The 21951-nt window shown below is 61.1% G+C and carries 23 protein-coding genes; 7 read left to right on the plus strand and 16 right to left on the minus strand.

The features are described from left to right. Positions 1-10 precede the first annotated feature (10 nt). From ACQKP1_RS00685 to ACQKP1_RS00720, 8 genes are all read right to left on the minus strand, one after another. Entirely contained in the window at positions 11-1027 is a 1017-nt protein-coding gene (locus tag ACQKP1_RS00685; protein WP_427273814.1) for a type II secretion system F family protein, read from the minus strand. A 5-nt stretch (positions 1028-1032) separates the two neighbouring features. Then, on the minus strand, positions 1033-2517 hold the full coding sequence (locus tag ACQKP1_RS00690; RefSeq protein ID WP_006725201.1) for a CpaF family protein: 1485 nt from the start codon (positions 2515-2517) through the stop codon (positions 1033-1035). A 26-nt stretch (positions 2518-2543) separates the two neighbouring features. Further along, positions 2544-3833: an AAA family ATPase gene (locus ACQKP1_RS00695; protein ID WP_203019050.1), complete on the minus strand. Its 1290-nt coding sequence runs from the start codon at positions 3831-3833 to the stop codon at positions 2544-2546. A gap of 33 nt (positions 3834-3866) precedes the next feature. Continuing rightward, positions 3867-4544: a CpaD family pilus assembly protein gene (locus ACQKP1_RS00700; protein ID WP_427273815.1), complete on the minus strand. Its 678-nt coding sequence runs from the start codon at positions 4542-4544 to the stop codon at positions 3867-3869. A 59-nt stretch (positions 4545-4603) separates the two neighbouring features. Next, positions 4604-6160 carry a type II and III secretion system protein family protein gene (locus tag ACQKP1_RS00705; protein WP_427273816.1) on the minus strand — a complete coding sequence of 519 codons (1557 nt, stop codon included), beginning with the start codon at positions 6158-6160 and terminating at the stop codon, positions 4604-4606. Between the two features lie 13 nt (positions 6161-6173). Then, positions 6174-6986 (minus strand): Flp pilus assembly protein CpaB, encoded by an 813-nt coding sequence (gene cpaB, locus ACQKP1_RS00710; RefSeq protein WP_427273817.1) that lies wholly within the window; start codon positions 6984-6986, stop codon positions 6174-6176. Between the two features lie 116 nt (positions 6987-7102). Next, a complete protein-coding gene (locus ACQKP1_RS00715; protein ID WP_427273818.1) occupies positions 7103-7615 on the minus strand; it encodes an A24 family peptidase in 513 nt (170 codons plus the stop codon). 154 nt (positions 7616-7769) lie between these two features. After that, positions 7770-7967, minus strand: a complete 198-nt coding sequence (locus ACQKP1_RS00720; RefSeq protein ID WP_427273819.1) for a Flp family type IVb pilin — start codon at positions 7965-7967, stop codon at positions 7770-7772. A gap of 510 nt (positions 7968-8477) precedes the next feature. Here ACQKP1_RS00720 and ACQKP1_RS00725 point away from each other — a divergent pair. The 7 genes from ACQKP1_RS00725 (at position 8478) to ACQKP1_RS00755 (ending at position 13865) form a co-directional block, all read left to right on the plus strand. Further along, positions 8478-8840, plus strand: coding sequence for a pilus assembly protein N-terminal domain-containing protein (locus ACQKP1_RS00725; protein ID WP_427276371.1), 363 nt, complete (start codon positions 8478-8480; stop codon positions 8838-8840). Between the two features lie 108 nt (positions 8841-8948). After that, positions 8949-9587, plus strand: coding sequence for a TadE/TadG family type IV pilus assembly protein (locus tag ACQKP1_RS00730; protein WP_427273820.1), 639 nt, complete (start codon positions 8949-8951; stop codon positions 9585-9587). Positions 9588-9625: 38 nt separating this feature from the next. Beyond that, a complete protein-coding gene (locus tag ACQKP1_RS00735) occupies positions 9626-10207 on the plus strand; it encodes a TadE/TadG family type IV pilus assembly protein (protein WP_427273821.1) in 582 nt (193 codons plus the stop codon). Positions 10208-10297: 90 nt separating this feature from the next. After that, entirely contained in the window at positions 10298-11518 is a 1221-nt protein-coding gene (locus ACQKP1_RS00740; protein ID WP_427273822.1) for a phosphopentomutase, read from the plus strand. Beyond that, a complete protein-coding gene (locus ACQKP1_RS00745; protein WP_427273823.1) occupies positions 11515-12483 on the plus strand; it encodes an adenosine deaminase in 969 nt (322 codons plus the stop codon). The genes ACQKP1_RS00740 and ACQKP1_RS00745 overlap by 4 nt, the downstream gene beginning before the upstream one ends. A 106-nt stretch (positions 12484-12589) precedes the next feature. Next, on the plus strand, positions 12590-13219 hold the full coding sequence (gene upp / locus ACQKP1_RS00750; RefSeq protein ID WP_113458212.1) for a uracil phosphoribosyltransferase: 630 nt from the start codon (positions 12590-12592) through the stop codon (positions 13217-13219). A gap of 124 nt (positions 13220-13343) precedes the next feature. Beyond that, on the plus strand, positions 13344-13865 hold the full coding sequence (locus tag ACQKP1_RS00755; RefSeq protein ID WP_427273824.1) for a TIGR02281 family clan AA aspartic protease: 522 nt from the start codon (positions 13344-13346) through the stop codon (positions 13863-13865). 12 nt (positions 13866-13877) lie between these two features. Here the strand turns inward: ACQKP1_RS00755 and deoA are convergent, their stop codons facing one another. From deoA to ACQKP1_RS00795, 8 genes are all read right to left on the minus strand, one after another. Beyond that, the gene (gene deoA / locus ACQKP1_RS00760) at positions 13878-15194 is read right to left on the minus strand and encodes a thymidine phosphorylase (protein ID WP_427273825.1); all 1317 of its coding nucleotides are present in this window, start codon (positions 15192-15194) and stop codon (positions 13878-13880) included. Between the two features lie 3 nt (positions 15195-15197). Further along, positions 15198-15974, minus strand: coding sequence for a deoxyribose-phosphate aldolase (deoC, locus tag ACQKP1_RS00765; RefSeq protein ID WP_427273826.1), 777 nt, complete (start codon positions 15972-15974; stop codon positions 15198-15200). Continuing rightward, positions 15961-16767 carry a purine-nucleoside phosphorylase gene (locus ACQKP1_RS00770; RefSeq protein ID WP_427273827.1) on the minus strand — a complete coding sequence of 269 codons (807 nt, stop codon included), beginning with the start codon at positions 16765-16767 and terminating at the stop codon, positions 15961-15963. Before ACQKP1_RS00770 ends, deoC begins: the two co-directional genes overlap by 14 nt. Beyond that, positions 16764-17156 carry a cytidine deaminase gene (locus tag ACQKP1_RS00775; protein WP_203019068.1) on the minus strand — a complete coding sequence of 131 codons (393 nt, stop codon included), beginning with the start codon at positions 17154-17156 and terminating at the stop codon, positions 16764-16766. Before ACQKP1_RS00775 ends, ACQKP1_RS00770 begins: the two co-directional genes overlap by 4 nt. 2 nt (positions 17157-17158) lie before the next feature. Further along, positions 17159-18130, minus strand: a complete 972-nt coding sequence (locus ACQKP1_RS00780; RefSeq protein ID WP_427273828.1) for an ABC transporter permease — start codon at positions 18128-18130, stop codon at positions 17159-17161. A gap of 10 nt (positions 18131-18140) precedes the next feature. Beyond that, positions 18141-19244 (minus strand): ABC transporter permease, encoded by a 1104-nt coding sequence (locus ACQKP1_RS00785; RefSeq protein WP_006725181.1) that lies wholly within the window; start codon positions 19242-19244, stop codon positions 18141-18143. 7 nt (positions 19245-19251) lie between these two features. Beyond that, positions 19252-20772, minus strand: coding sequence for an ABC transporter ATP-binding protein (locus ACQKP1_RS00790; protein WP_006725180.1), 1521 nt, complete (start codon positions 20770-20772; stop codon positions 19252-19254). A gap of 68 nt (positions 20773-20840) precedes the next feature. Next, positions 20841-21833: a BMP family lipoprotein gene (locus ACQKP1_RS00795; RefSeq protein WP_006725179.1), complete on the minus strand. Its 993-nt coding sequence runs from the start codon at positions 21831-21833 to the stop codon at positions 20841-20843. Positions 21834-21951: the final 118 nt, after the last annotated feature.

Raw genomic sequence — 21951 nt, forward strand, 5'->3', positions numbered from 1 at the left:
TACCAGCCCCTCAGATCTCGAAGTTGATCATGTTGCGCATGACCAGCAGACCGATGCTCATCCAGACCGCGGATATCCCGAGGATCAGGTGGCCGCGCGAATCGGTGAAGAGGATCGTGATGTAGCCGGGCGACGTGATGTAGACGAGAAACGCCACGATGAAGGGCAGGGCGCCGATGATCGCGGCCGAGGCCTTCGCCTCCATCGAAAGCGCGTTGACCTTGGCTTTCATCTTCTTGCGGTCGCGCAGCACGCGCGAGAGATTGGCGAGCGCTTCGGAGAGGTTGCCCCCGGCCTGGCCCTGGATCGCGATGACGATGGCAAAGAAGCTGACTTCGTTGAGAGGCATGGTCTGGTGCATACGGGCGACCGAATCGGCGACGCTCAAGCCCAGTTGCTGCGATTCGACGATGCGGCGGAACTCGGTCTTGACCGGTTCCTGGCCATCGGCTGCGATCATGCGGATCGCGTCGTTCAGCGGCAGACCCGACCGGATCGAGCGGACCATGACGTCGAGGGAGTTTGGAAACTCTTCCAGAAACTTCTTCTGGCGGCGGCTGACGAGGAAGCCGACGATCCAGCGCGGCAGACCGAGACCGGCAACGAAGGCGGCGCCGACGATCACCAGGGTCGGCATCCCCGCGAGAAAAGTCATCGCGAGAACAACGATGCCCAGAATGCCGCTCAGCACATAGAATTGGGAGAGTGAAACCGAAAGGCCGGATTGCACCAGTTTGGCCTTGATGCTTGCGGCATTGGCCTTCTTGGTCTTTTCCTGTTGCTGTTTTTTCTCGAGTTCTTTCAGCGAATCCTGAACCGATTTGCGGCGCTTCGAGATCTCCTGCACGCGATCGCGTGCCGCCTTCATCTGCGCCGTGTCCGTCTCCGCCGATCGCACCCTGTTGATGCGGCTCGCGGTTTTCTTGTCGGTTTCGATCCGGGAATAGAGTACGCCATAGGCGATCGCGCCTGTCGAGACGGCAGCGAGGAGGACGATGGCGAGAATGGTGGGATCGATGCCGAACATGGTGATCAGATCCCCTTGGACTTCTGTTCCATGGCGTCGAGTGCAGCCGCCAGGCGACGATCTTCGTTGTAATAGCGGGCGCGATCCCAGAAATGCGGCTTGCCGATACCCGTCGACATGTGCCGACCGATGATCTTGCCATTGGCGTCTTCGCCGTCGATTTCGTAGCGCATAAGGTCCTGGGTAATGATCACATCGCCTTCCATCCCGATCACTTCGGTGATGTGGGTGATGCGGCGCGAACCGTCGCGCAGGCGCGCCGCCTGGATGATGACGTCGATCGACCCGGAGATGATTTCACGCACGGTTTTGGCCGGCAGCGAGAAGCCGCCCATGGCGATCATCGATTCCATACGGCTCAGGCATTCGCGCGGCGTGTTGGCGTGGATCGTGCCCATCGAGCCGTCGTGACCCGTGTTCATCGCCTGCAAGAGGTCGAAGACTTCGGGTCCGCGCACTTCACCGACGATGATCCGCTCGGGACGCATACGCAGGCAGTTCTTGACGAGGTCACGCATGGTGATCTCGCCTTCGCCTTCGATGTTCGGCGGGCGTGTTTCCAGACGTACCACATGTGGCTGCTGCAGCTGCAGTTCGGCCGTGTCTTCGCAGGTGATGATGCGCTCGTCCTGGTCGATGAAGCCGGTGAGGCAGTTGAGAAGCGTCGTCTTACCCGAGCCGGTACCGCCTGAGATGACCACGTTGCAGCGAACGCGTCCGATGATCTGCAGGACTTCCGCGCCTTCGGGCGTAATCGCGCCGAACTTGACCAGCTGGGCGAGGTTGAGCTTGTCCTTCTTGAACTTACGAATGGTGAGCGCCGGACCGTCGATCGCCAGCGGCGGTGCGATGACGTTGACACGCGAACCGTCGGGCAGACGCGCGTCGCAGATCGGGCTCGATTCGTCGACACGGCGACCGACCTGGCTGACGATGCGCTGGCAGATCGAGAGAAGCTGCGAATTGTCGCGGAAGCGGATTTCCGATTCGATCGTCTTGCCGCCGACTTCGATGAAGGTCTGCCCGGCACCGTTGACCATGATGTCGGCGATGTCGTCTCGGGCGAGCAGCGGTTCAAGCGGGCCATAACCCAGAACGTCGTTGCAGATGTCCTCGAGCAGCTCTTCCTGCTCGGAGATCGACATCGCGAAATTCTTGATCGTGATGATATCGTTGACGATATCGCGGATTTCTTCGCGCGCGCTTTCGCCGTCGAGCTTTGCAAGCTGCGACAGGTCGATCGTGTCAATGAGCGCGGAGAACACCTGGCTCTTGGTGTCGTAATAGTCTTCGGTCCGCGGTGGCTTCTTACGGCCGGGTGTCTGCATCGAAGGCGGTGTCACCTGCTGACGCGTGCTGACTTCCGGGCTGCCGGGCTCGATGAGCGTGCTGGAGCGTGCCGCGGGCGCAGCAGCAGCCGGCTGTGTCGGGATCGTGCCGACGCCCGCCCCGCCCTTGCCGAAACCGTCGTTTCCGCGTTTGCCAAACATGAGCTCTACCTGTTCCTGTTAGCGGTCTACTTCTTGCGCAGCTTTTCGATGAACGAGCCGAGACCCGCCTTCTTGGGTTTCTTGATCGTGGCACGGCCCGTCACGAGATGTGCGAGCTGTGAGAATGTTTCCGCCGTCGGCGACTTCCCATCCATCTCGCTGATCATCCGGCCGCTATTGGCAGCGGTGCCGAAAAGCTGGGCGTCGAACGGGATGATTGCGACCGGATCGAGCTCAAGCGGTTCGAAAAAGTCGGATGGCGCGATCTCCGGCCGCTTCGGCATGCCCACCTGGTTGAGGATGAGATGCGGCGGCTTGTCCTGCGGTCTCAGCTTCTTCAAGGCGTCGATCATGTTCTTCATGTTGCGCAGATTGGCGAGATCAGGCGCGCAGGTGATGACGATCTCGTCGACGTCGGAAAGCACAGCACGGGTCCAGTCGGCCCAGGTATGCGGCAGGTCGAGCACCGTCACGGGAGCGCTCCGCTGCAAAACGTCGAGGATCGGCTGGAAGGCACCACGCTCGTAGTCATAACCGCGGTCGAGCATCGAGGGCGCTGCGAGCAGCGAAAGGTTCTGCCCGCATTTGGTCAGCAGTCGGTCGAGAAAGACTTCGTCGAGACGCTCTGGCGAAAACACGGCTTCCGCCATGCCCTGGGCCGGATCCTGGTCGAAGTCGATATTCGCGGTACCAAAGGGCAGATCGAGGTCGGCAAGCACGGTTTCGGTCGAAAACAGCGAGGAAATGCCGAAAGCGCAGTTGTGCGCGATGGTTGAAGACCCCACGCCGCCCTTGGCGCCGATAAAGGCGATGCTGCGGCCGAGCGGTTCGGCCTCCGGATCGACGAAGATCGAGGCGATGGAACTCATCATGTCGGCCATGGTGAAGGGCGCCACGATGTACTCGGAAATGCCGTTGCGGATCAGTTCGCGGTAGAGCGCGATATCGTTGTGCCGGCCGACGAGGATCACCCGCGAGCTCGGATCGCAGACTTCGGCCAGCGGTGCAAGCTCCGTCATCAGGTCGCGTGGCCCGGCGTCGGTTTCCAGAATGATGAGGTTCGGCGTGGGCGTCGAGGAGAACATGTTCGCCGCAGCGGCGATATTGCCATGCGTGATGCGCATGCTGACGCGGGCCATGCGTCGGTCGCCGGCGCATTGCTCCATCGTCCGATGCACGCCTTCGCTGATGCAGAAGGCATGAATCGAGATGCGCGGCAGCGGGCGCAGGCTTTCGACGTCGCCTGCGATCACGCTCTCGGAAGCGCTCCGATATCCCTCGTTGGATTCGCCGATGTCATAGTCGATCGCGTTCATGCTCTCATCCTGTCCTCTTGGACCGCAGTCGCATCAATTCGTGGAGGTGTCGGCGCCCCGGCGATAAAGCCCGATCACGGTCGAGCGCCTGGTGGCGTCGATCGGAGCCATGTCGCGGGGGGTGACGAGATCCATCGGATTGGCGATCTGTGCGGCGAGGTTGCTCTGCGTCGCGCAGCCGAAATTGTGATAGTTCTTGTTGCTGAAGGTATTGCTCTGCAGGTCTTCCGGCCATTCGCCGCAGGGATTGGTCATTGCGGTAATCGCCACATAGCTAAGGCGCACCGGAGCCGCATTGCTGTTGGCTTCTGCCTGGTAAGACGTTTCGATGATCCTGTTGGCCGCAACGCCCCGCGTGATCAGAACATGGCGGATCTGCTTGCGCATGGTCGACGCTGCGCCGGAATTCGGTGAGCCGTGCGGCACCATGATCTGGATCGTGCCCGTCGATGCCGACAGATAGTCGGCGGCAAATCCGGCGATCGAATCCTGCACGCCGACCGTCAGCGACCGGTCGCCCGAGGCGATCGGAACGTCGAGCGTGTGTTCCACTTCGCTCAGCATGATCGGATGTCGCGTACGGTAGTCGTCGGGGACGGCGGACGTCGTCATCCGGTCCTTCGTGCTGCCGCAACCGGAAAGCGCGACCGCTGTTCCCAGAACGAGGCCGGCGAGGAGGATGCGCTGGAATGAATGACCCACTGATGCCATGGCTGGCCGACTTTCCCTGACTTGACGCGCCGAATGTTTCATCACGATCCTCACGCCGTTCACTTGTAGATGAAGCCGACAGCGCCATGATATTGGCCGGTCGGTTGGTTGTTCTCGCGGCGGCCATAGACCTTGTTGACCTTGTTCAGGAAGAAGGTCGCGCCGTCGTTTTCGGGGTTGAAGTTGTCATCCGGTCGCGACAGGGCGCCGCGTGCAACGGGCCGCACGAGATAGGGCGTCGCGATGATCACGAGTTCGGTCTCGTTGCGCTGGAAGTCCTTGCTGCGGAACAGCGTGCCGAGAACCGGCACCTTGGAGAGCCCAGGCAGTCCGGACATCGCCTGGCGAATATTGTCCTGAACGAGACCGGCGATCACGATCGAGCCACCGGACGGCAGTTCGACGGTGGTCGAAGCCTCGCGCTTGCGGATCGACAGGAAGGTCGAGCCCGGGACCTGATTGAGAACATTACCCGTGACCTGCGAGGACTCCCAGGTCGGCTCGGAAACATTGGTCTCGATCTGCAGGCTGATACGGCCAGGTGCCAGAACGACCGGTCGGAAATTCAGCTCGATGCCATAGTCGATGCTCTGCGTTGTGCGCTGGATGGAAGTGCCTTCTTCATCGCTCGACACTTCCTGCGGTCCCGCAAGCCGGAATTCGCCGCCGACGTAGAACTTCGCGGGCTCGCCCGAAATTGCGGTGAGGCTTGGCTCTGCCAGCGTGCGCATGACGCCGGCCTGTTCCATGGCATTGATGTAGGTATTGAGCCCGAGGCCGCCGATGCCGGCCGAAATCGTGGCCGTCCCTGTCGGATCGATGGCATTGCCGAGGTTCGACGGATTGGCATAACTGATGCCGGTCGATCCGTCGGAGATGCTGCCCGAGAAGCCGAGCTGCTTCAGCACCTGCCGGCTCACTTCTGCCACGGTAACCTTCAGCGTCACCTGGTCCTCGCCCTCGATCGTCAGGAGGTTGACGATCTGCGAAACTTGCCGCTGCTCCGCATAGATGGCCACGGCGCCGTCGCCGCTGCTCTCGCTGGTCGCGGTCGTGTTGCGGGTGGTCGCTTCACCGCCCTTGAGGAAGGCTTCTGCAAGGCTAGCGGCCCGCGCGGCGTCCTGCGGGGTGCGTACAGAGCCGGTCAGAACGATGTTGTCGGAGACGATCTCGACCTTGATGTCGGATTCTGGAATGAAGCGGCGCAGATTGGCTTCAAGGCCGGTAATGTCGCGCTCGATCTGGATGTCCAGGCTGACGATTTCCTCACCATTGGCGCCGAATATGAAGATGTTGGTCTGACCGACCATCTTGCCGAACAGATAGATGCGGCGCGACGAGCGCGTCACGGCATCGGCCATGACAGGATCTGCGACCAGAATGTCATGTGCGTCTGCAGGCAGGTCGACGACGAGTGCCTTGTTGAGGCCGAGCTTCACCGCGCGGCGAGCGCCTGGACCGGAATTGGTAATGCGCAAGACCGTCTGCTGCGCTGCCTCGGCTGCAGGCACGATGCTTCCGTGGTCAAGAAAGGAGCTCGGAGCGCCGGTGATCGCCATGGCAAAGGCGATGCTGGCGGTCAGCGATACCTTGAGTTTGTGTGTCAGGCTGGCCACGATGGGTCTCCACTCATTGCATGGAATTGGCGGTCGATGAGGTCGACTTGACCACCTCGCCAGACTTGATGACCTGGATGATCGGCTGACCGTCTCCGCCACTGAGCAGATGGTCGGCAGCTGACGTGTCTTCCTCCTGCGCGTCGGCGACCGAACGCAGGGCGAGCGACAGGCGGTCTGCCATCTGTTGTGCCACTGCGATGACCTTGGTCTGGTCCGGCGTCAGTTCGAGGGTTGCCGTCGTGCCGATGACGGATTTGGAGCCATCAGGGGCTTCCGCGATCTGCTGGTCAATGGCCAGCACGCGAACATTGGAGAGAACAGTCTCGGTCAGGAAATTGTCCTCGTCCCCCTTGCGGACCATGATCACGTCGACCCGGTCGTTCGGCAGGATGAAACCGCCGGCGCCGGTCGCCACCGAGATTTCGGTCGAGACGGCCCGCTTGCCCGAGGGCAGGAGCGACGAGAGGATACGGGAAGAAGAATCGGCAATCTTTTCACGCCGCAGCGGCTCGCCTTCGAAAACGGGCAGGCGAACCACGACGCCGGAAAGCTCGGCGATGGCATCCGGTCGCGTCGATGATGTGATGAAGCCATCCACCACACTGCCTTCCGGCCAGGCCATCCAGCGCATGGAATTTTCATCAAGGCGCGCGCCAACCGGGAGATTGGCCGCCGAGACGAGCACATCGATGGTCGGCTCTTTCTCGACGACGGCGTCCTGCACGATCACGGTCTGGTTGCCGCTGAGCCGCATGGCAAGGACACCGGCCATACCGGCAGCCACGACGGCGACAGCGAGTATGATGAGACGAGCGGGTTTCATGATCGATCCTCGGGCGACGCAATAGGTTCTAGCGCCAAGGTTGATCAGGAATTGGTGTACTTATGGTTAATAAGCGGCTTACATTCGTAGTTAACGGAAGGTTTCCTCAGTCCTCGTCACAGCGCTTTCTGAATAGCTGCAACAACCAGAGGAGAACTCGGATAGGCCAGCAGACCTGCTCCGCCGATCGCAATGGCGTAAGGGATCTTCTTGGCGACCATGAGGGTTTGTGGAAGTCGGACGCCGACAGTCGCGAGCTTGTCCCAGTTGGCACGCAGGAGCATGACCACGATGGTCAGCAGGCCGCCAAGATATCCCGTATAGACGAGGAACTGAAAAAGCGACGTGTTGAAGCCGAACCAGAGTGCGGCAGCCGTCAGGAGCTTGGCATCGCCGCCGCCCATGACATTGAGCGCGAAGAGGCTGAAACATCCGAAGAACACCAGCAGAGCAGCCGCCAGATGCCAGCCGAACTCGAGTAAGGACAATCCGCTCAAGGGGGCAATGATGACGAAGGCGCCGATCAGCAGCAGCGAGATCCAGTTCGGGATCGTCATCTCCAGGAAATCGGTGAGCGCTGCCAGAACCAGACAGCCTGGAAGCACGATAAAGACGATCGCTGAATACATGGCCGTTACTCCTTGTCCGCCTCACTACCTGACATGTATTGAGATTCCGAAAACAAAGCGTCGTTCTAGCTTCTGGACAGGCCGCAAATGCAAAAAGGCCGCCTGGTCGAGGCGGCCTTCAGGCTTAGCGCTTTGCGGCGCTTCATTAATCCGTTTAGTTGCCAGCGTTTCCAGAAGCTGTCTGAGCGTCGCCCATACGTTCGCCGATGTTCTGGAACGTGTCGTTCAGAGCGCCGCCGAGGGTCGTCGCGCCGGTGATCAGGGCGACCGAGATGAGGGCGGCGATGAGGCCGTATTCGATTGCGGTTGCGCCGGACTCGTCCTTGACGAAACGTGCGAAAAGCTTGGTCATGTTATTTCTCCTACTCCGCGAGGTTGATCAGCACTGCCGGCAACTGTTTGCCGTTGCTCGGATGTCGCCAACCTAAGCGGCGCCCTATTGCCATCGGCTTAAGAAAGACGGTTACCGGATCGTGAAACGGCGCAAGCCTCCGGTGTGGTAAATGAATACTGGCTTAGACCGATAAGATGCCCCAGATCTCAGCCAAAACAGCGCAGTAGCGGGAGCTTTTCCATCCCCATGCCGGGTGCGGCACGCCGAGGTCTTTCCCGTCGCAGGCAAGTGTTAACGCATCGGTCTGTCAGGCTGCGCCTGAATGGCACACATTCGGCCAATGGGTCGCTCGAGCCTGTGGCAATTTTTGATAACAGAGCCGAACGTGTGCTCTGACTAGGCTGCGGAAATGCACTTAACCCTTCATTCACCAAAAGCCGGCATGCTTCCCGCAACATCCCCACGCGCGTACTCAAAGGCACGTTCATGACCGACCGTCTTATTGTTGCTGCAGCCGCCATCACCCTAATGATGGCCATGGTGTCGCCAGCAACCGTTGTGCATGCGCAAGATGAAGGCATCCTGCGCGTCTATATGAACAGCGCACGGGTACTTAAGCTGGATCGGCCGGTGAGTAAGGTGATTGTCGGCAATGCCGAAGTTGCCGATGCGACCGTTGCCGACGCCCGCACCATCGTTCTGACGGGTCGTTCCTACGGCACGACGAACCTGGTCCTGCTCGATGCCGACGGCAACGCCATCGTCGACGAACGCATCCTCGTATCCATCGACGAGGCAAGTACGGTGCGGGTGTTCAAGTCCACCGCGCGCACCGTTCTCTCCTGCACGCCGAACTGCGAAGAACATGCAAAGACCGGCGCTACGCCGTAATACTATTGAGTTTTGCCTTCAGCGGCGTGGCAAAGTGTAAATATTCGGGAAACGGAAAATCAATATTTGGCTCGTAGCTTCACCTGAGCTTTGAGGATGAAGAAGGCTATGACCAGCCAGGATATCGATCGAAATCATCGGATTGAGCGCCGCAGACCACGCTTCCGGCTGTGGCGCAAGCTCGCGCGATCGAAGGACGGTGCCGCAGCGATCGAGTTTGCGATCCTTGCTGTACCCTATTTCCTTATCGTCTTCGCGATCATCGAAACCTTTGTGGCTTTCGCTGCCGAGCAGCTGGTGACCAATGCGGTCAACACGCTGGGCCGACAGATCCGCACCGGTCAGATCACCTATCAGCTGAACCGCCCTGCCACGGACATGGATGTCACCAAGTTCCGCAAGGCGTTCTGTGACGAGGTGAACATCATGATTCAATGCTCGGAGGCGGAAATCGCCACTCCGAGCAAGCTCTATATCGACGCCCGAGCCTTCACTAAGTTTTCGGATATCCCGAAAAACATCCCGCGTGTCTCGACGGCCAATTTCGCCGACATCGATCCGACGAGCTTCAAATTCACGCCGGGAGGACCGAATACGGTCAACATGCTGCGCGCCTATTATCGCTGGCAGGTGATCACCGATCTCGTCCGTCCCTACATCACGACCATCAGACCCTCGGATGGGTCCCTGCCGTCAGACTTCCTGATCGTGGCCACCACCGCCTTCCAGAACGAGAAATATCCATGACCGTGAGCGGCAGAGATAAATCCGCGCTGAGACGAAGCGTGACGAGCCTTCGACAGGGCTATCTCGGCCTTGTCTGCAATTGGAAGCGCTTGATTGGCGACAGACAGGGCGTTGGTGGAGTCGAGTTCGCGATCGTCGCGCCGATGCTCATCGTGCTTTATCTGATGGCATTCGAGCTCACCATGGGCTTGAGCGTTGCCAAGAAGACCTCGATGGCGAGCAGCACGATTGCGGATCTGGTCTCGCGGGAGGAAGAGGTCGACAAGACCTTCCTTGCTGCCATGGCGGATGTGTCCGGCGCAATCTTCGTGCCTTATCCCTCGAAGGATCTGCTGATCAAGGTCAGCGCGATCAAGATCGACTCTTCGAAGGCGGCGAAAGTCGTCTGGTCTTGGTCGACTACGGGGGTGGCGCCCTATGCGGTCGGGACGGATGCTCCTGTACCCGCCGACATGCTCGTCGCCGATACGTTTCTCATCCGTAGCGAACTCAGTGTCAGCCACGAACTGATGATGTATCTCCCGGGCCTGTCTGGCACCGAAGCCAAGAGCCTCACCATCACGCGGGAATACTATTTCCGTCAGCGCCTTGGCACCGAAGTCAAATGCGGCAACTGCTGATCTGAGGCGTTTGCCAAGCCTTCGTCCAAGCGCTAAGGATGCGATAAAAGGCCGGCAGAACAACAAACCAGACCCGGCCGTGGTGTTCACATGGCACGTGCTTTCCTTTTTGTTCTCGATTCCTTCGGTATCGGCGGCGCGCCCGATGCGCCCGCCTATGGTGATGATGGCTCCGATACGCTCGGCCATATCGCCGAGTTCTGTGCGGCTGGCGCCGGCAACCGCAAGGGGTTGCGGCAGGGGCCGCTGGTCCTGCCAAACATGTCCGCACTCGGCCTCATTGAGGCCGCCAGGCTCGCGACCGGCAAGACACCGGACGCCATGCCGATCCCCGAGCGGGTTTTCGGCCTGCATGGCGCGGCCAGCGAAGTGTCGCACGGCAAGGACACGCCCTCCGGCCACTGGGAAATCGCCGGCACGCCCGTGATGTTCGACTGGGGCTATTTTCCGGAGGGCGAAGAAGCTTTCCCTCAAGATCTGGTGGAAGCGATCTGTCGCGAAGCGAACCTGCCAGGCATCCTCGGCAATTGTCACGCATCCGGCACCGAGGTGATCGCCCGCTTTGGCGAGGAGCATATCCGCACCGGCAAGCCAATCTGCTACACCTCCAGCGATTCCGTCTTCCAGATCGCCGCCCACGAGGTCCATTTCGGCCTCGAACGCCTGCTCGAACTCTGCCAGATCGTCCGACAGCTTCTTGATCCCTTGAACATCGGCCGCGTTATCGCCCGTCCTTTCATCGGCGAAACTGTCCAGACCTTCGAACGCACCGGCAACCGCCGCGACTATTCCGTACTTCCGCCGGAGCCGACCCTGCTCGACCGGCTCGTCGAGGCCGGTCGCAAGGTGCATGCCGTTGGCAAGATCGGCGATATCTTCGCCCATCAGGGTGTCTCCCGTGTCATCAAGGCCAATGGCAACATGGCGCTGATGGATGCGACGCTGAAGGTCATGGACGAGGCAGAAGACGGCGATCTCGTCTTCACCAATTTCGTCGATTTCGACATGCTCTTCGGCCATCGACGCGACGTGCCGGGTTATGCCGCAGCGCTCGAAGCCTTCGACCGCCGCCTTCCGGAAGTTCACCGCAAGCTCAAGCCCGGCGACATGGTTCTGATGACGGCCGATCACGGCTGCGATCCCACCTGGCGCGGCACCGACCATACCCGCGAGCGCGTGCCTATCATGTGCTTTGGCCCCGGTGTGCGCTCGCGCAACATCGGTGTCCGCAACACCTATGCCGATATCGGCGAAACCATCGCGGCGCATCTGGGGATCGCTCCCGGCCGCCACGGACGGAGCTTCCTGTGACGAGACAAATGAAGAAGGCCGAACTGCACTGTCATATCGAAGGTGCGGCGCCGCCGACGCTGGCGCTTGCCCAAGCCGAGAAGTATGGCGTCGATCCCGCGACCTTCATGCAAAACGGTACTTATGCCTGGAGCGATTTCGCCGAATTCATCAAGGCCTATGACCGGGTCGCCGCCCTTTTCCGCACGGAAGAGGACTACGCCCTTTTGACCGAGACCTATCTGCGTGAACTCGCAGCCGTCGATACGATATACAGCGAGATCATCGTCTCGCCCGATCATGGCGATCGCATCGGCCTCGGCGCGGACACCTACCTCTCCGGCATCACCGCCGGCATCGAGGCCGCCAAGGCAGCCACCGGCATCGAAGCGCGCATCATCGTCACCGGCGAGCGCCATTTTGGCCCCGACAGCGTCATTGCCGCCGCCGAATATGCCGCCCGTAGTAACAACCCGCTGGTCACAGGCTTCAACATGGCCGGCGAGGAGCGCATGGGCCGTGTTGCGGATTATGCCCGCGCCTTCGACATTGCCCGCGAGGCGGGCCTTGGTCTCACCATCCATGCCGGTGAGGTCTGCGGTGCCTTCAGCGTCACCGATGCCCTCGACCTCGTGAAGCCGTCGCGTATCGGCCACGGTGTCCGCGCCATCGAGGATCCGGAGCTTGTCCGCCGCCTGATCGATCTCGGCACCGTGCTCGAAGTCTGCCCCGGCTCCAACATCGCGCTCAAGGTCTTCCCCGACTTCGCCAGCCATCCGCTGAGGAAGTTCCACCAAGCCGGGGTCAAGGTCTGCATCAACTCCGACGACCCGCCTTTCTTCGGTACCTCGCTCGCCCAGGAATACGACTGGGCCTCCAGCGAATTCGGGTTCACTGATGCCGAGATCGACGGCATGACGCGCACCGCGATCGAGGCGGCCTTTGTCGATGAGGAGACCAGAGCGCGGCTTCTCGCCCGGTTGTGACACCGCAACTGTTGAAGACCGCCCAAAAAGCGGCATCGCTCTTGCGGGCGTCCAAGAGAACGTGAAAATAGAAGCACCTCAGAAAACAAGAAAAGAAGGCTCGACCATGGACGGCGTAACAGTCATCGATCACCCCCTCGTGCAGCACAAGCTGACGATCATGCGCCGCAAGGAAACGTCGACCTCGAGCTTCCGTCGGTTGCTGCGCGAGATCTCCACGCTCCTCTGCTATGAGGTGACCCGCGACCTCGAGTTGACCATGGAGACGATCGAGACGCCGCTCACCGAGATGCAGTCTCCGATCCTCGAGGGCAAGAAGCTGGTCTTCGCCTCCATCCTGCGCGCTGGCAACGGCCTTCTCGAAGGCATGCTGGAACTGGTGCCGGCGGCCCGCGTAGCCCATGTCGGCGTCTACCGCGACCATGAGACCCTGCAGGCCGTCGAATACTACTTCAAGGCGCCGGAAGCCCTGTCGGAGCGCCTGATCATCGTCGTTGATCCGATGCTGGCAACCGGTAATTCCTCGATCGCTGCGATCGAGAAGCTGAAGGAGCGCGGCGCAAAGAACATTCGTTTCCTCTGCCTGCTGGCTGCCCCCGAAGGCATCAAGAATTTCCACGCCGCCCATCCTGATGTGCCGATCTTCACTGCATCGATCGACAGCCATCTGAACGAGAAGGGCTACATCATGCCCGGTCTAGGCGACGCCGGCGACCGGATGTACGGAACGAAGTGATTTCTTAACCAGATCGCTAGCTTTGGCGGCCCGAAACTCCGGTTTCGGGCCGTTTTGCATTCGCCCTTATCCGTTTTTTCGTGCATCGCTGATATAAAAGGCACATCGCTCACGAGGATTGCCGATGTTCGCTCGCACACTCTTGCTGGTCTCGATGCTCGCCTTGTCCGCCAGCCAATGGCCGACGATCGCGGAGAAGGTTCAGGCCATGCTGGACGAGCGCGAGGCGGCTGAACCCGCTGCCGTCGTGGCCAAGCCTGCCGCAGCGGTTCCCTCCGGCCAGACGGTTCTCACGATGGGTCGCCATGGCCACTATTCGGGAACGTTCAAGATGAACGGCAAGCCCGTTGACGCCATGGTGGATACCGGAGCCTCCAGGGTTGCGATCAATGTCTCGACGGCCCGCCGCCTCGGTTTCAGCCCGGCAGCGCTCGATTTCCGTTACCAGGTGAGAACTGCGAACGGGGTGACCAGGGCGGCACACGTGACGCTAGACCGTGTTGAGATCGGCAGCATCCGGGTGCGTGATGTCGAAGCCGTTGTTCTGGGTGACGAGGCGCTTTCATCCACGCTTGTCGGCATGAGCTTCATGACAAAGCTCAGGTCCTATACGGCGGAGAAGCGCACGCTGCGGATGATCCAGTGAGGTTTTCGCCCGTTACTCGGCAGCGATCCTGAGCCCGATGACCGGTGTCGCAGCCGGCTTCGTCTCTGAAATCCGATAGCAGTCGGACACAGTCTTGGCGGCTTGAGCCGCAGTAGCTTCGTCATTCGCCTGCACGAAGGCGATTGGCTCGCCCTTCTCGACCTTTGCGCCCAGCGGCTTGAAGCCGGAGAGACCCACGCCGTGATCGATCTTGTCGCTGGGACGCTGGCGGCCACCACCGAGCGACACGACAGCGAGACCGAGACCGCGCGTATCGCACTCCCCAAGATAGCCGTCCTCATCGGCAAGAACGGCGACCTCAACCTTGGCCCGTGGGAGATATGTTTCTGCCTTGTCCATGAAATCGGCGGGACCGCCGAGCTCCGACGCCATCTGCCCGAAGATCTCCGCCGCCTGGCCGGAGGCCAGCACCTTTGCGCAGCGGGCAAGAGCAGCCGCCTGGTCGCTCTCGACGCCGGCATTGACCAGCATCTCGGCACCGAGCGCCAGCGTGACCTCCTCAAGCCGCGTCCCGCTCTTCTCGCCTTTGAGGAAATCCACCGCGTTCAGCACTTCGATTGCGTTGCCGGCGCAGTCGGCGAGCGGCTCGTTCATGTCGGTCAATAGCGCGGTGGTCTTCACACCCGCACCATTCGCGACACGCACCAGCGAGCGCGCCAAGGCTTCCGCATCCTCAGCTTTCGCCATGAAGGCGCCATTGCCAACCTTCACGTCGAGAACCAGGCTTTCCAGCCCGGCCGCAAGTTTCTTCGACAGAATGGAGGCCGTGATCAGCGGGATGGATTCGACCGTCGCCGTCACGTCGCGGATCGCATAGAGCCGCTTGTCGGCCGGGGCCAGATCGCCCGTCTGGCCGATGATCGCGCAGCCGGCGCGGTTGACCGTCCGACGGAAGGTGACATTGTCGGGCATCACATCGTAACCGGGGATCGACTGCAGCTTGTCGAGCGTGCCACCGGTATGGCCGAGGCCACGGCCTGAAATCATCGGTACGGCCAGCCCGCAGGCCGCCACGATCGGCGCCAGCATCAGCGAGACATTGTCGCCCACGCCGCCGGTCGAGTGTTTGTCGGCGATCGGCTTCCCGACGCCTGCCCAGGAGAGCACGTCGCCGGAATCGCGCATGGCAAGCGTCAGCGCTACAATCTCGTCTGGCGTCATGCCCTTGAAGAAGACGGCCATCGCAAACGCGGCCACTTGCCCCTCGGAAATCGTTTCCTTCGATAGACCCTCGATGAAAGCAGCGATCTCTTGCGCGCTCAGGGTTCCGCCATCACGCTTGCGTCGAATGATTTCCTGGGGAAGCATGGCTCAATACCCCGATGCAGTAGCGCTCGACTGCTCGCCCGAGAGCACGGCGATGATATCGTCGAGCAGACCCGATGCGCCGAAGCGGAAGGTCGAGGGCATCACCCAGTCTTCGCCCATGATGGTATCGGCGAGCTTCAGATAGTGACCGGCATCCGCCACCGTCGAAATGCCGCCGGCCGGCTTGAAACCGACCTTCTTGCGGCTGTCGCGGATCGCCTGCAACATGGTGTCGGCGGCCTCGAGCGTCGCGTTCACGGCGACCTTGCCGGTCGATGTCTTGATGAAATCAGCACCGGCCGCGATGGAGAGCTCTGAGGCACGGCGGATGAACGAGATATCCTTGAGTTCGCCCGTTTCCAGGATCGTCTTCAGGATCGCCGAGCCGCACGCGCCCTTCACCGCCGAAACCATGTCGGTCACGGCCTTATCGTCACCAGCCGCCAGCGCCCGGTAGGGGATCACCAGATCGATGTCGTCGGCACCATCGGCCACGGCATCGCGCGTCTCGGCCAGGACGTCTTCGGTCTTCATGTCGCCTGAGGGGAAGTTGACGACCGTTGCAATCCGGATCGGACTGTCGGGGCCAAGCAGGGTGCGTGCCTGCATGACAAAGCGTGGCCAGATGCAGATCGCAGCCGTCGGCCCAAAGGCGCTCTGGGCGCGCCCGCACAGCGTCACGATCTGCTCGGGCGTGCAGTCGTCTTTCAGGTTGGTCAGGTCGAGCAGCGAAAGCGCCCGCGAAGCCACGGCGCGCAGTTCTTGATTATCCAATGTCATTTCCTCCGCCGATCATCCGTTTCAGGATGGTGGCCAGACGTTTGCCGCCGATCGGCGCCATGTCCTTGGTTTCTTCGTGGCTGAGTTCGCCACCGGTCATGCCTGCCCCATAATTGGTGATCACCGAGGCGGCTGCAACCCTCAGGCCATAGAAACGGGCGAGAATGACCTCCGGCACGGTCGACATGCCGACGGCGTCGGCGCCGAGAACACGCGCCATGCGGATCTCCGCCGGCGTCTCGAAGCTTGGGCCCGAGAACCACATGTAGACACCTTGGGCGAGGGGCACATCTTCCGCCTCCGCGGCTGCCCGCATCGCGGCCTGCAGCTCGGCATCATAGGCCGAGGTCATGCCGACGAAGCGCCCGTCACTGGGCTCGCCGATCAGCGGGTTCTTGCCGGAGAAGTTGATGTGGTCGGTGATCTGCATGACCGAACCAGGGGCCATGTCTTCACGCAGCGATCCCGCCGCATTGGTGAGGATCAGCGACTTTACACCGAGACCCATCAGCACTTCGATCGGTTTGCGCATCGCATTCGCATCGCCGTGTTCGTAATAATGCATGCGGCCGGCCAGCATGATCACGGGCGTGCGCCCCAGATAGCCGGCGACAATTTCTCCGGCATGACCGGAGACGCCACTCAAGGGAAAGCCTGGCAGATCGGAGTAGGGGATGCGGACGGCGTCACGAACCTCGTTCACCAGAGATCCCAAGCCGGAGCCGAGAACGATGCCGAAGCGCGGCATGAGGCCGTTCAGGCGCTCGACGAGCAGATCCACGGCCGCCTTCATCCGAGGATGTCCGTCTTGAAGCTGAGCGGCAGAAGCTCGTCCATGGTCATCGTCTTCTGCACTCCCACTTCGTCACAGAGATAGATCTTGGTCGTGGCGGATGCGAATTCCGAGATCTTCTGCCGGCAGCCGCCACAGGGCGGGCAAAGCGCCAGCTTTTCGGCAATCACTGCCATCTCGACGATCTTCTTGCCCCCGCCCATGATCATGCAGCCGATCGCCGTCGGCTCGGCACACCACCCTTGAGGGAAGGAGAGGTTCTCGATATTGGCGCCGGTATAGATCTTGCCGTCGTCCGCGCGGATGGCAGCCCCCACAGGGAACTTGGAATAGGGCGCATGCGCGAATTTCATCGCGTCGCGCGCCGCTTCGAAAAGATCGTGCGCCATGATCAACGCTCCTTGGAGTAGGCCACGCCACCGGCCTTCGGCGGATTGGCAGAGCCGATGAAGCCCGCAAGCAGGATGCAGGTGAGGATATAGGGCAGGGCCTGGAAGAGCTGCACCGGCACTTCGCCGATGAGCGGTATCGACTTGCCCTGCATGAAGTTGGCGAGCGCATCGAGGAAACCGAAAAGCAGGCAGGCAAACATCACCGGCACCGGCTTCCACTTGGCGAAGATCAACGCTGCAAGCGCAATGAAGCCCTTGCCTGCCGACATGTCCTTGATGAAGGCAGCCGACTGAGCGATCGCGAGATAGGTACCGGCGATGCCGCAGAGCAGGCCGGCCATCAGGACCGCCCGGTAGCGCAGGAAGGTGACCGAAATGCCGGCGGTATCCACCGCACCCGGATTCTCGCCGACGGCGCGCAGACGCAGGCCAAAGCGCGTGCGATAGAGCACCCACCAGGAGATCGGGACGGCGAGAAACGCCATATAGGTCAGGATGTTGTTGCCGGAAATGACATTGGAATAGAGCGGCCCGATGAAGGGCACCTCGCGCATCATGTCCGCACCCGGCAGGATGATCGGCGAGAAGCGACCTTCGCCCGAAACCTGCGGCGTGCGTCCACCCTGGCCGAACCAGGCCTGGCCGAGCACGACGGTGAGGCCCGCTGCAACGAAGTTCAGTGCCACGCCAGAGACGATCTGGTTGCCGCGATTGGTGATCGAGGCAAAGCCGTGGATCAGGGAGAACACCAGCGAGACGGCGATGCCGGAGAACAGACCCAGCCAGGCCGAACCGGTGAGATAGGCAACACAGGCCGCAGCGAAGGCCGCTGCCAGCATCTTGCCCTCAAGCCCGATATCGAAGACGCCCGCCCGTTCGGAATAGAGACCGGCAAGAGCCGCCAGGATCAGCGGGATCGACAGACGGATCGTCGAGCCGAGGATGCTGATGAGCATGTCAAAGGATTCCATGGTCGCGTCCTCAGGCCTTTGTCATTGTCTGGTAGATCCGCACGATCATCGGGCGGCACATGAATTCGAGCGCGCCGGCAAACAGGATCACCAGACCCTGGATGACCACGATCATCTCGCGGGTGATGTTCGGCATGTCGAAGGAGAGCCAGGCTCCCCCCTGATAGAGAATGCCGAACAGGATGGCGGCAAGCACGATGCCGAGCGGATGGTTGCGCCCCATCAGCGACACGGCGATCCCGACAAAGCCAGCACCTGCGACGAACTCCACCTGCAGGCGGGCAGAAGCGCCGAGCACCGGATTGAGCGCCATCATGCCGGCGAGACCGCCCGAGATCAGCATGGTGATCATGACGATCTTCACATAGGGAATGCCGGCATAGGCGGCGGCCGAGCGGCTGATCCCGAGCGTGCGCATCTCGAAGCCGAGCTTGGTGCGCCAGATCAGGATCCAGACCAGCACGCACATGACGAGCGCGATGAGGAAGGACACGTTGAACGGTGCAGGCCCGAGCTTGCCGCCGAACATTGCGATCAGCCAGTCGAGCTTCGGCAGCTGGCCACCCTCGAGGAAGGTGCGGGTTTCCGGTGCCATCTTACCCGGCACGATCAGCACGTTGACCAGCAGATAGACCATCAGCGCTGCGCCGATGAAGTTGAACATGATCGTCGTGATGACGATATGGCTGCCGCGCTTGGCCTGCAGCCATGCTGGAATGAAAGCCCAGGCCGCACCAAACAGGGCGGCCGCCATGATTGCAAAGGGCATGGTGACATACCACGGCACGTAATGGTCGAGCGCAAGGGCAGCGAGCGCTGCGCCTAGGCCACCCAGATAGGCCTGGCCTTCCGAGCCAATGTTGAACAGGCCGGCGTGATAGGCAACCGCAACGGAAAGTCCGGTAAAGATGAAGTTCGTGGCATAGAACAGCGTGAAGCCGATGCCTTCACCGCTGCCGAGTGCGCCTTCCAGCATCAGCTTCAGCGCCTCCCACGGGTTTTCCCCGATGATCCAAACCACGAGGCCCGAGACCAGGAAGGCAAGCGTGAGGTTGATCAGCGGCAGCAGCGCATAATTGATCCAGTTCGGAAGGGGTACGGATGCAGTGCTCATCAAATCCTCAAGCGGCAATGCCGGCCATCATCAGGCCGAGTGTCTGTTCGCCTGTGTCAGGCGTTTTCTCGCCGACGACCTTGCCGGCGAACATCACCAGAATGCGGTCGGAGAGCGAGCGGATCTCGTCGAGCTCGACGGAGACGAGCAACACGGCCTTGCCTGCATCGCGCGTCTCGACGATCCGCTTGTGAATGAATTCGATCGCGCCGATGTCGACGCCGCGCGTCGGCTGGCCGACGATCAGGAGCTTCGGGTCACGCTCGATTTCGCGGGCAACCACGATCTTCTGCTGGTTGCCGCCAGAGAAGTTGGCGGTCTTCAGTCGAGGATTCGGGGGACGGATATCGTATTTCTCGATCTCCTCGACCGCCGCCTTGCGCATCAGGTCGGGGTTCAGGAACGGACCCTTCCCATAGCGCTCGTCTCGATGATAGCCGAGAATGGCGTTCTGGCTCTCCTCGAAGGGCAGCACGAGACCCATATGGTGGCGATCTTCCGGAATATGCGCCACACCGATGCCGCGCAGTTCCGCCGGGTCGAGGCCGGCGACATTCTGGCCATTGATCCAGATTTCGCCTGCAGTCGGCTTGCGAATGCCGGTGATCGCTTCGAGAAGTTCGCTCTGACCATTGCCGGCGACGCCGGCGATCCCGACGATCTCGCCGGAGCGCACATCGAAGGAGACGTTGTCGACCATGACCACGCCGCGGCTGTCCTTGACCGTCAGGTTGCGCACCGACAGAAAAATCTCGCCAGGATTGGCGGGCTTCTTCTCGACATGCAGCAGCACCCGGCGGCCGACCATCAGTTCGGCGAGTTCTTCCACGGTGGTTTCCGCCGTCTTGCGGGTCGCGACCATTTCGCCGCGGCGCATGACCGACACCGTATCGGTGATCGCCATGATCTCGCGTAGCTTGTGGGTGATCAGAATGACCGTCTTGCCCTGGTCGCGCAGCACGCCGAGGATCTTGAACAGGTGGTCGGCTTCGGCCGGGGTCAGCACACCCGTCGGTTCGTCGAGGATCAGGATCTCGGCGCCGCGATAGAGCGCTTTAAGGATTTCGACGCGCTGCTGCAGACCTACAGGCAGTTCCTCGACAACAGCGTCGGGATCCACGTCCAGCTCGTAGTCTTCTTCCAGCTTCTTCAGCGCCGCGCGGGCCGCATCGGTGCCCTTGCCAAGAAGCGCGCCGCCTTCGGCACCGAGCATCAGGTTTTCGAGCACGGTGAAGTTCTCGACCAGCATGAAATGCTGGTGCACCATCCCGATCCCGGAATTGATGGCGGCCTGACTGTCCTTGATCGTGATCGGCTTGCCGTCGATCTGGATGGATCCCTGATCGGCCTGATAGAAGCCGTAGAGGATCGACATCAGCGTCGACTTGCCGGCGCCGTTTTCACCGATGATGCCGTGGATCGAGCCCTTGGCGACCGTCAGATTGATATTCTTGTTGGCATGCACCGCACCGAACTTCTTGTCGATGCCGATCAGTTCGATCGCGGGTGCCTGGCTCGCTGCATTCATTCCGGTCCCCCAGACATACAAAAAGGGCGCAGGACGACAATGGAGCCGTCCTGCGCCCGGATTCTAGATCACTTCGGGCAGGAATTGTCCGACATGTAGTCGTGGACCTTGACGGTACCGGCGGCGATGTCGGCCTTGGCCTTCTCGACGGCGGCCTTCATTTCTTCGGTGATCAGCTTGGCGTTGTTGTCGTCGAGGGCGTAGGCGACACCCTCCTGTGCGACGCCGAGAACCTGCAGGCCAGGCGTGAACTTGTCGTCCTTGGCATCGGCATAGGCGTTGTAGACAGCGAGATCGACGCGCTTGACCATCGAAGTCAGAACCGAACCCGGATGCAGGTGGTTCTGGTTGGAATCGACGCCGATCGAAAGCTTGCCGTTGTCGGCTGCGGTCTGCAGCACGCCGAGACCGGTCGCGCCGGCTGCCGCGTAAACGACATCCGCACCCTGGTCGATCTGGTTCTTGGTGAGTTCACCGCCGCGAACCGGGTCGTTCCAGGCAGCGCCCGTGGTGCCGGTCATGTTCTGGAAGACCTGGATGTCGGCCTTGGCAGCGCGTGCGCCCTGCTCGTAGCCGCAGGCGAACTTGCGGATGAGCGGGATGTCCATGCCGCCGACGAAGCCGACCTTGCCGGTGGTGGAAGCCATGCCGGCCAGCAGGCCGACCAGGTAAGAACCTTCCTCTTCCTTGTAGACAACCGAACGGACATTCGGCTTGTCGACGACGGAATCGACGATCACGAACTGGGTATCCGGGAATTCAGCGGCGACCTTTTCGATGGCCGAAGTCCAGGCGAAGGAAACGGCAACGACCGGGTTGAAGCCGCGCGAGGCGAAGTTGCGGATGGCCTGTTCACCCTGCGTGTCGCTGGTCGGTTCGAAGTCGCGGTAATCGATACCGGTTTCGGACTTGAACTTCTCGGCGCCACCGTAAGCAGCCTCGTTGAAGGATTTGTCGAACTTGCCGCCCGTGCCGTAGACCAGCGCCGGCTTGATGTCGGCCGCAAGCGCGGTCGCCGACATCGCGGCCAAGGCAAAGAGACTGAGGAGGGTTTTCTTCATGGTGCAGCCCTGTTGTTGCTATTGATCTTGTTGGGTCCTCCCGCAAGCCTTTCTCACAAGAAAGACATGTCTGCGGAACCGCCGCCCCCTGTTCCGGAGGTCCTGGCTGGCTTTCATC

It is taken from the genome of Allorhizobium sp. NPDC080224 (assembly GCF_050281005.1).
Classification (GTDB): Bacteria; Pseudomonadota; Alphaproteobacteria; order Rhizobiales; family Rhizobiaceae; genus Allorhizobium.

Coding starts and splice junctions, on each gene's coding strand:
- ACQKP1_RS00685 (WP_427273814.1), bottom strand. CDS start 1,027: ATGTTCGGCATCGATCCCACCATTCTCGCCATCGTCCTCCTCGCTGCC.
- ACQKP1_RS00690 (WP_006725201.1), bottom strand. CDS start 2,517: ATGTTTGGCAAACGCGGAAACGACGGTTTCGGCAAGGGCGGGGCGGGC.
- ACQKP1_RS00695 (WP_203019050.1), bottom strand. CDS start 3,833: ATGAACGCGATCGACTATGACATCGGCGAATCCAACGAGGGATATCGG.
- ACQKP1_RS00700 (WP_427273815.1), bottom strand. CDS start 4,544: ATGGCATCAGTGGGTCATTCATTCCAGCGCATCCTCCTCGCCGGCCTC.
- cpaB (WP_427273817.1), bottom strand. CDS start 6,986: ATGAAACCCGCTCGTCTCATCATACTCGCTGTCGCCGTCGTGGCTGCC.
- ACQKP1_RS00715 (WP_427273818.1), bottom strand. CDS start 7,615: ATGTATTCAGCGATCGTCTTTATCGTGCTTCCAGGCTGTCTGGTTCTG.
- ACQKP1_RS00720 (WP_427273819.1), bottom strand. CDS start 7,967: ATGACCAAGCTTTTCGCACGTTTCGTCAAGGACGAGTCCGGCGCAACC.
- ACQKP1_RS00725 (WP_427276371.1), top strand. CDS start 8,478: ATGATGGCCATGGTGTCGCCAGCAACCGTTGTGCATGCGCAAGATGAA.
- ACQKP1_RS00730 (WP_427273820.1), top strand. CDS start 8,949: ATGACCAGCCAGGATATCGATCGAAATCATCGGATTGAGCGCCGCAGA.
- ACQKP1_RS00740 (WP_427273822.1), top strand. CDS start 10,298: ATGGCACGTGCTTTCCTTTTTGTTCTCGATTCCTTCGGTATCGGCGGC.
- upp (WP_113458212.1), top strand. CDS start 12,590: ATGGACGGCGTAACAGTCATCGATCACCCCCTCGTGCAGCACAAGCTG.
- ACQKP1_RS00755 (WP_427273824.1), top strand. CDS start 13,344: ATGTTCGCTCGCACACTCTTGCTGGTCTCGATGCTCGCCTTGTCCGCC.
- deoA (WP_427273825.1), bottom strand. CDS start 15,194: ATGCTTCCCCAGGAAATCATTCGACGCAAGCGTGATGGCGGAACCCTG.
- deoC (WP_427273826.1), bottom strand. CDS start 15,974: ATGACATTGGATAATCAAGAACTGCGCGCCGTGGCTTCGCGGGCGCTT.
- ACQKP1_RS00770 (WP_427273827.1), bottom strand. CDS start 16,767: ATGAAGGCGGCCGTGGATCTGCTCGTCGAGCGCCTGAACGGCCTCATG.
- ACQKP1_RS00775 (WP_203019068.1), bottom strand. CDS start 17,156: ATGGCGCACGATCTTTTCGAAGCGGCGCGCGACGCGATGAAATTCGCG.
- ACQKP1_RS00780 (WP_427273828.1), bottom strand. CDS start 18,130: ATGGAATCCTTTGACATGCTCATCAGCATCCTCGGCTCGACGATCCGT.
- ACQKP1_RS00785 (WP_006725181.1), bottom strand. CDS start 19,244: ATGAGCACTGCATCCGTACCCCTTCCGAACTGGATCAATTATGCGCTG.
- ACQKP1_RS00790 (WP_006725180.1), bottom strand. CDS start 20,772: ATGAATGCAGCGAGCCAGGCACCCGCGATCGAACTGATCGGCATCGAC.
- ACQKP1_RS00795 (WP_006725179.1), bottom strand. CDS start 21,833: ATGAAGAAAACCCTCCTCAGTCTCTTTGCCTTGGCCGCGATGTCGGCG.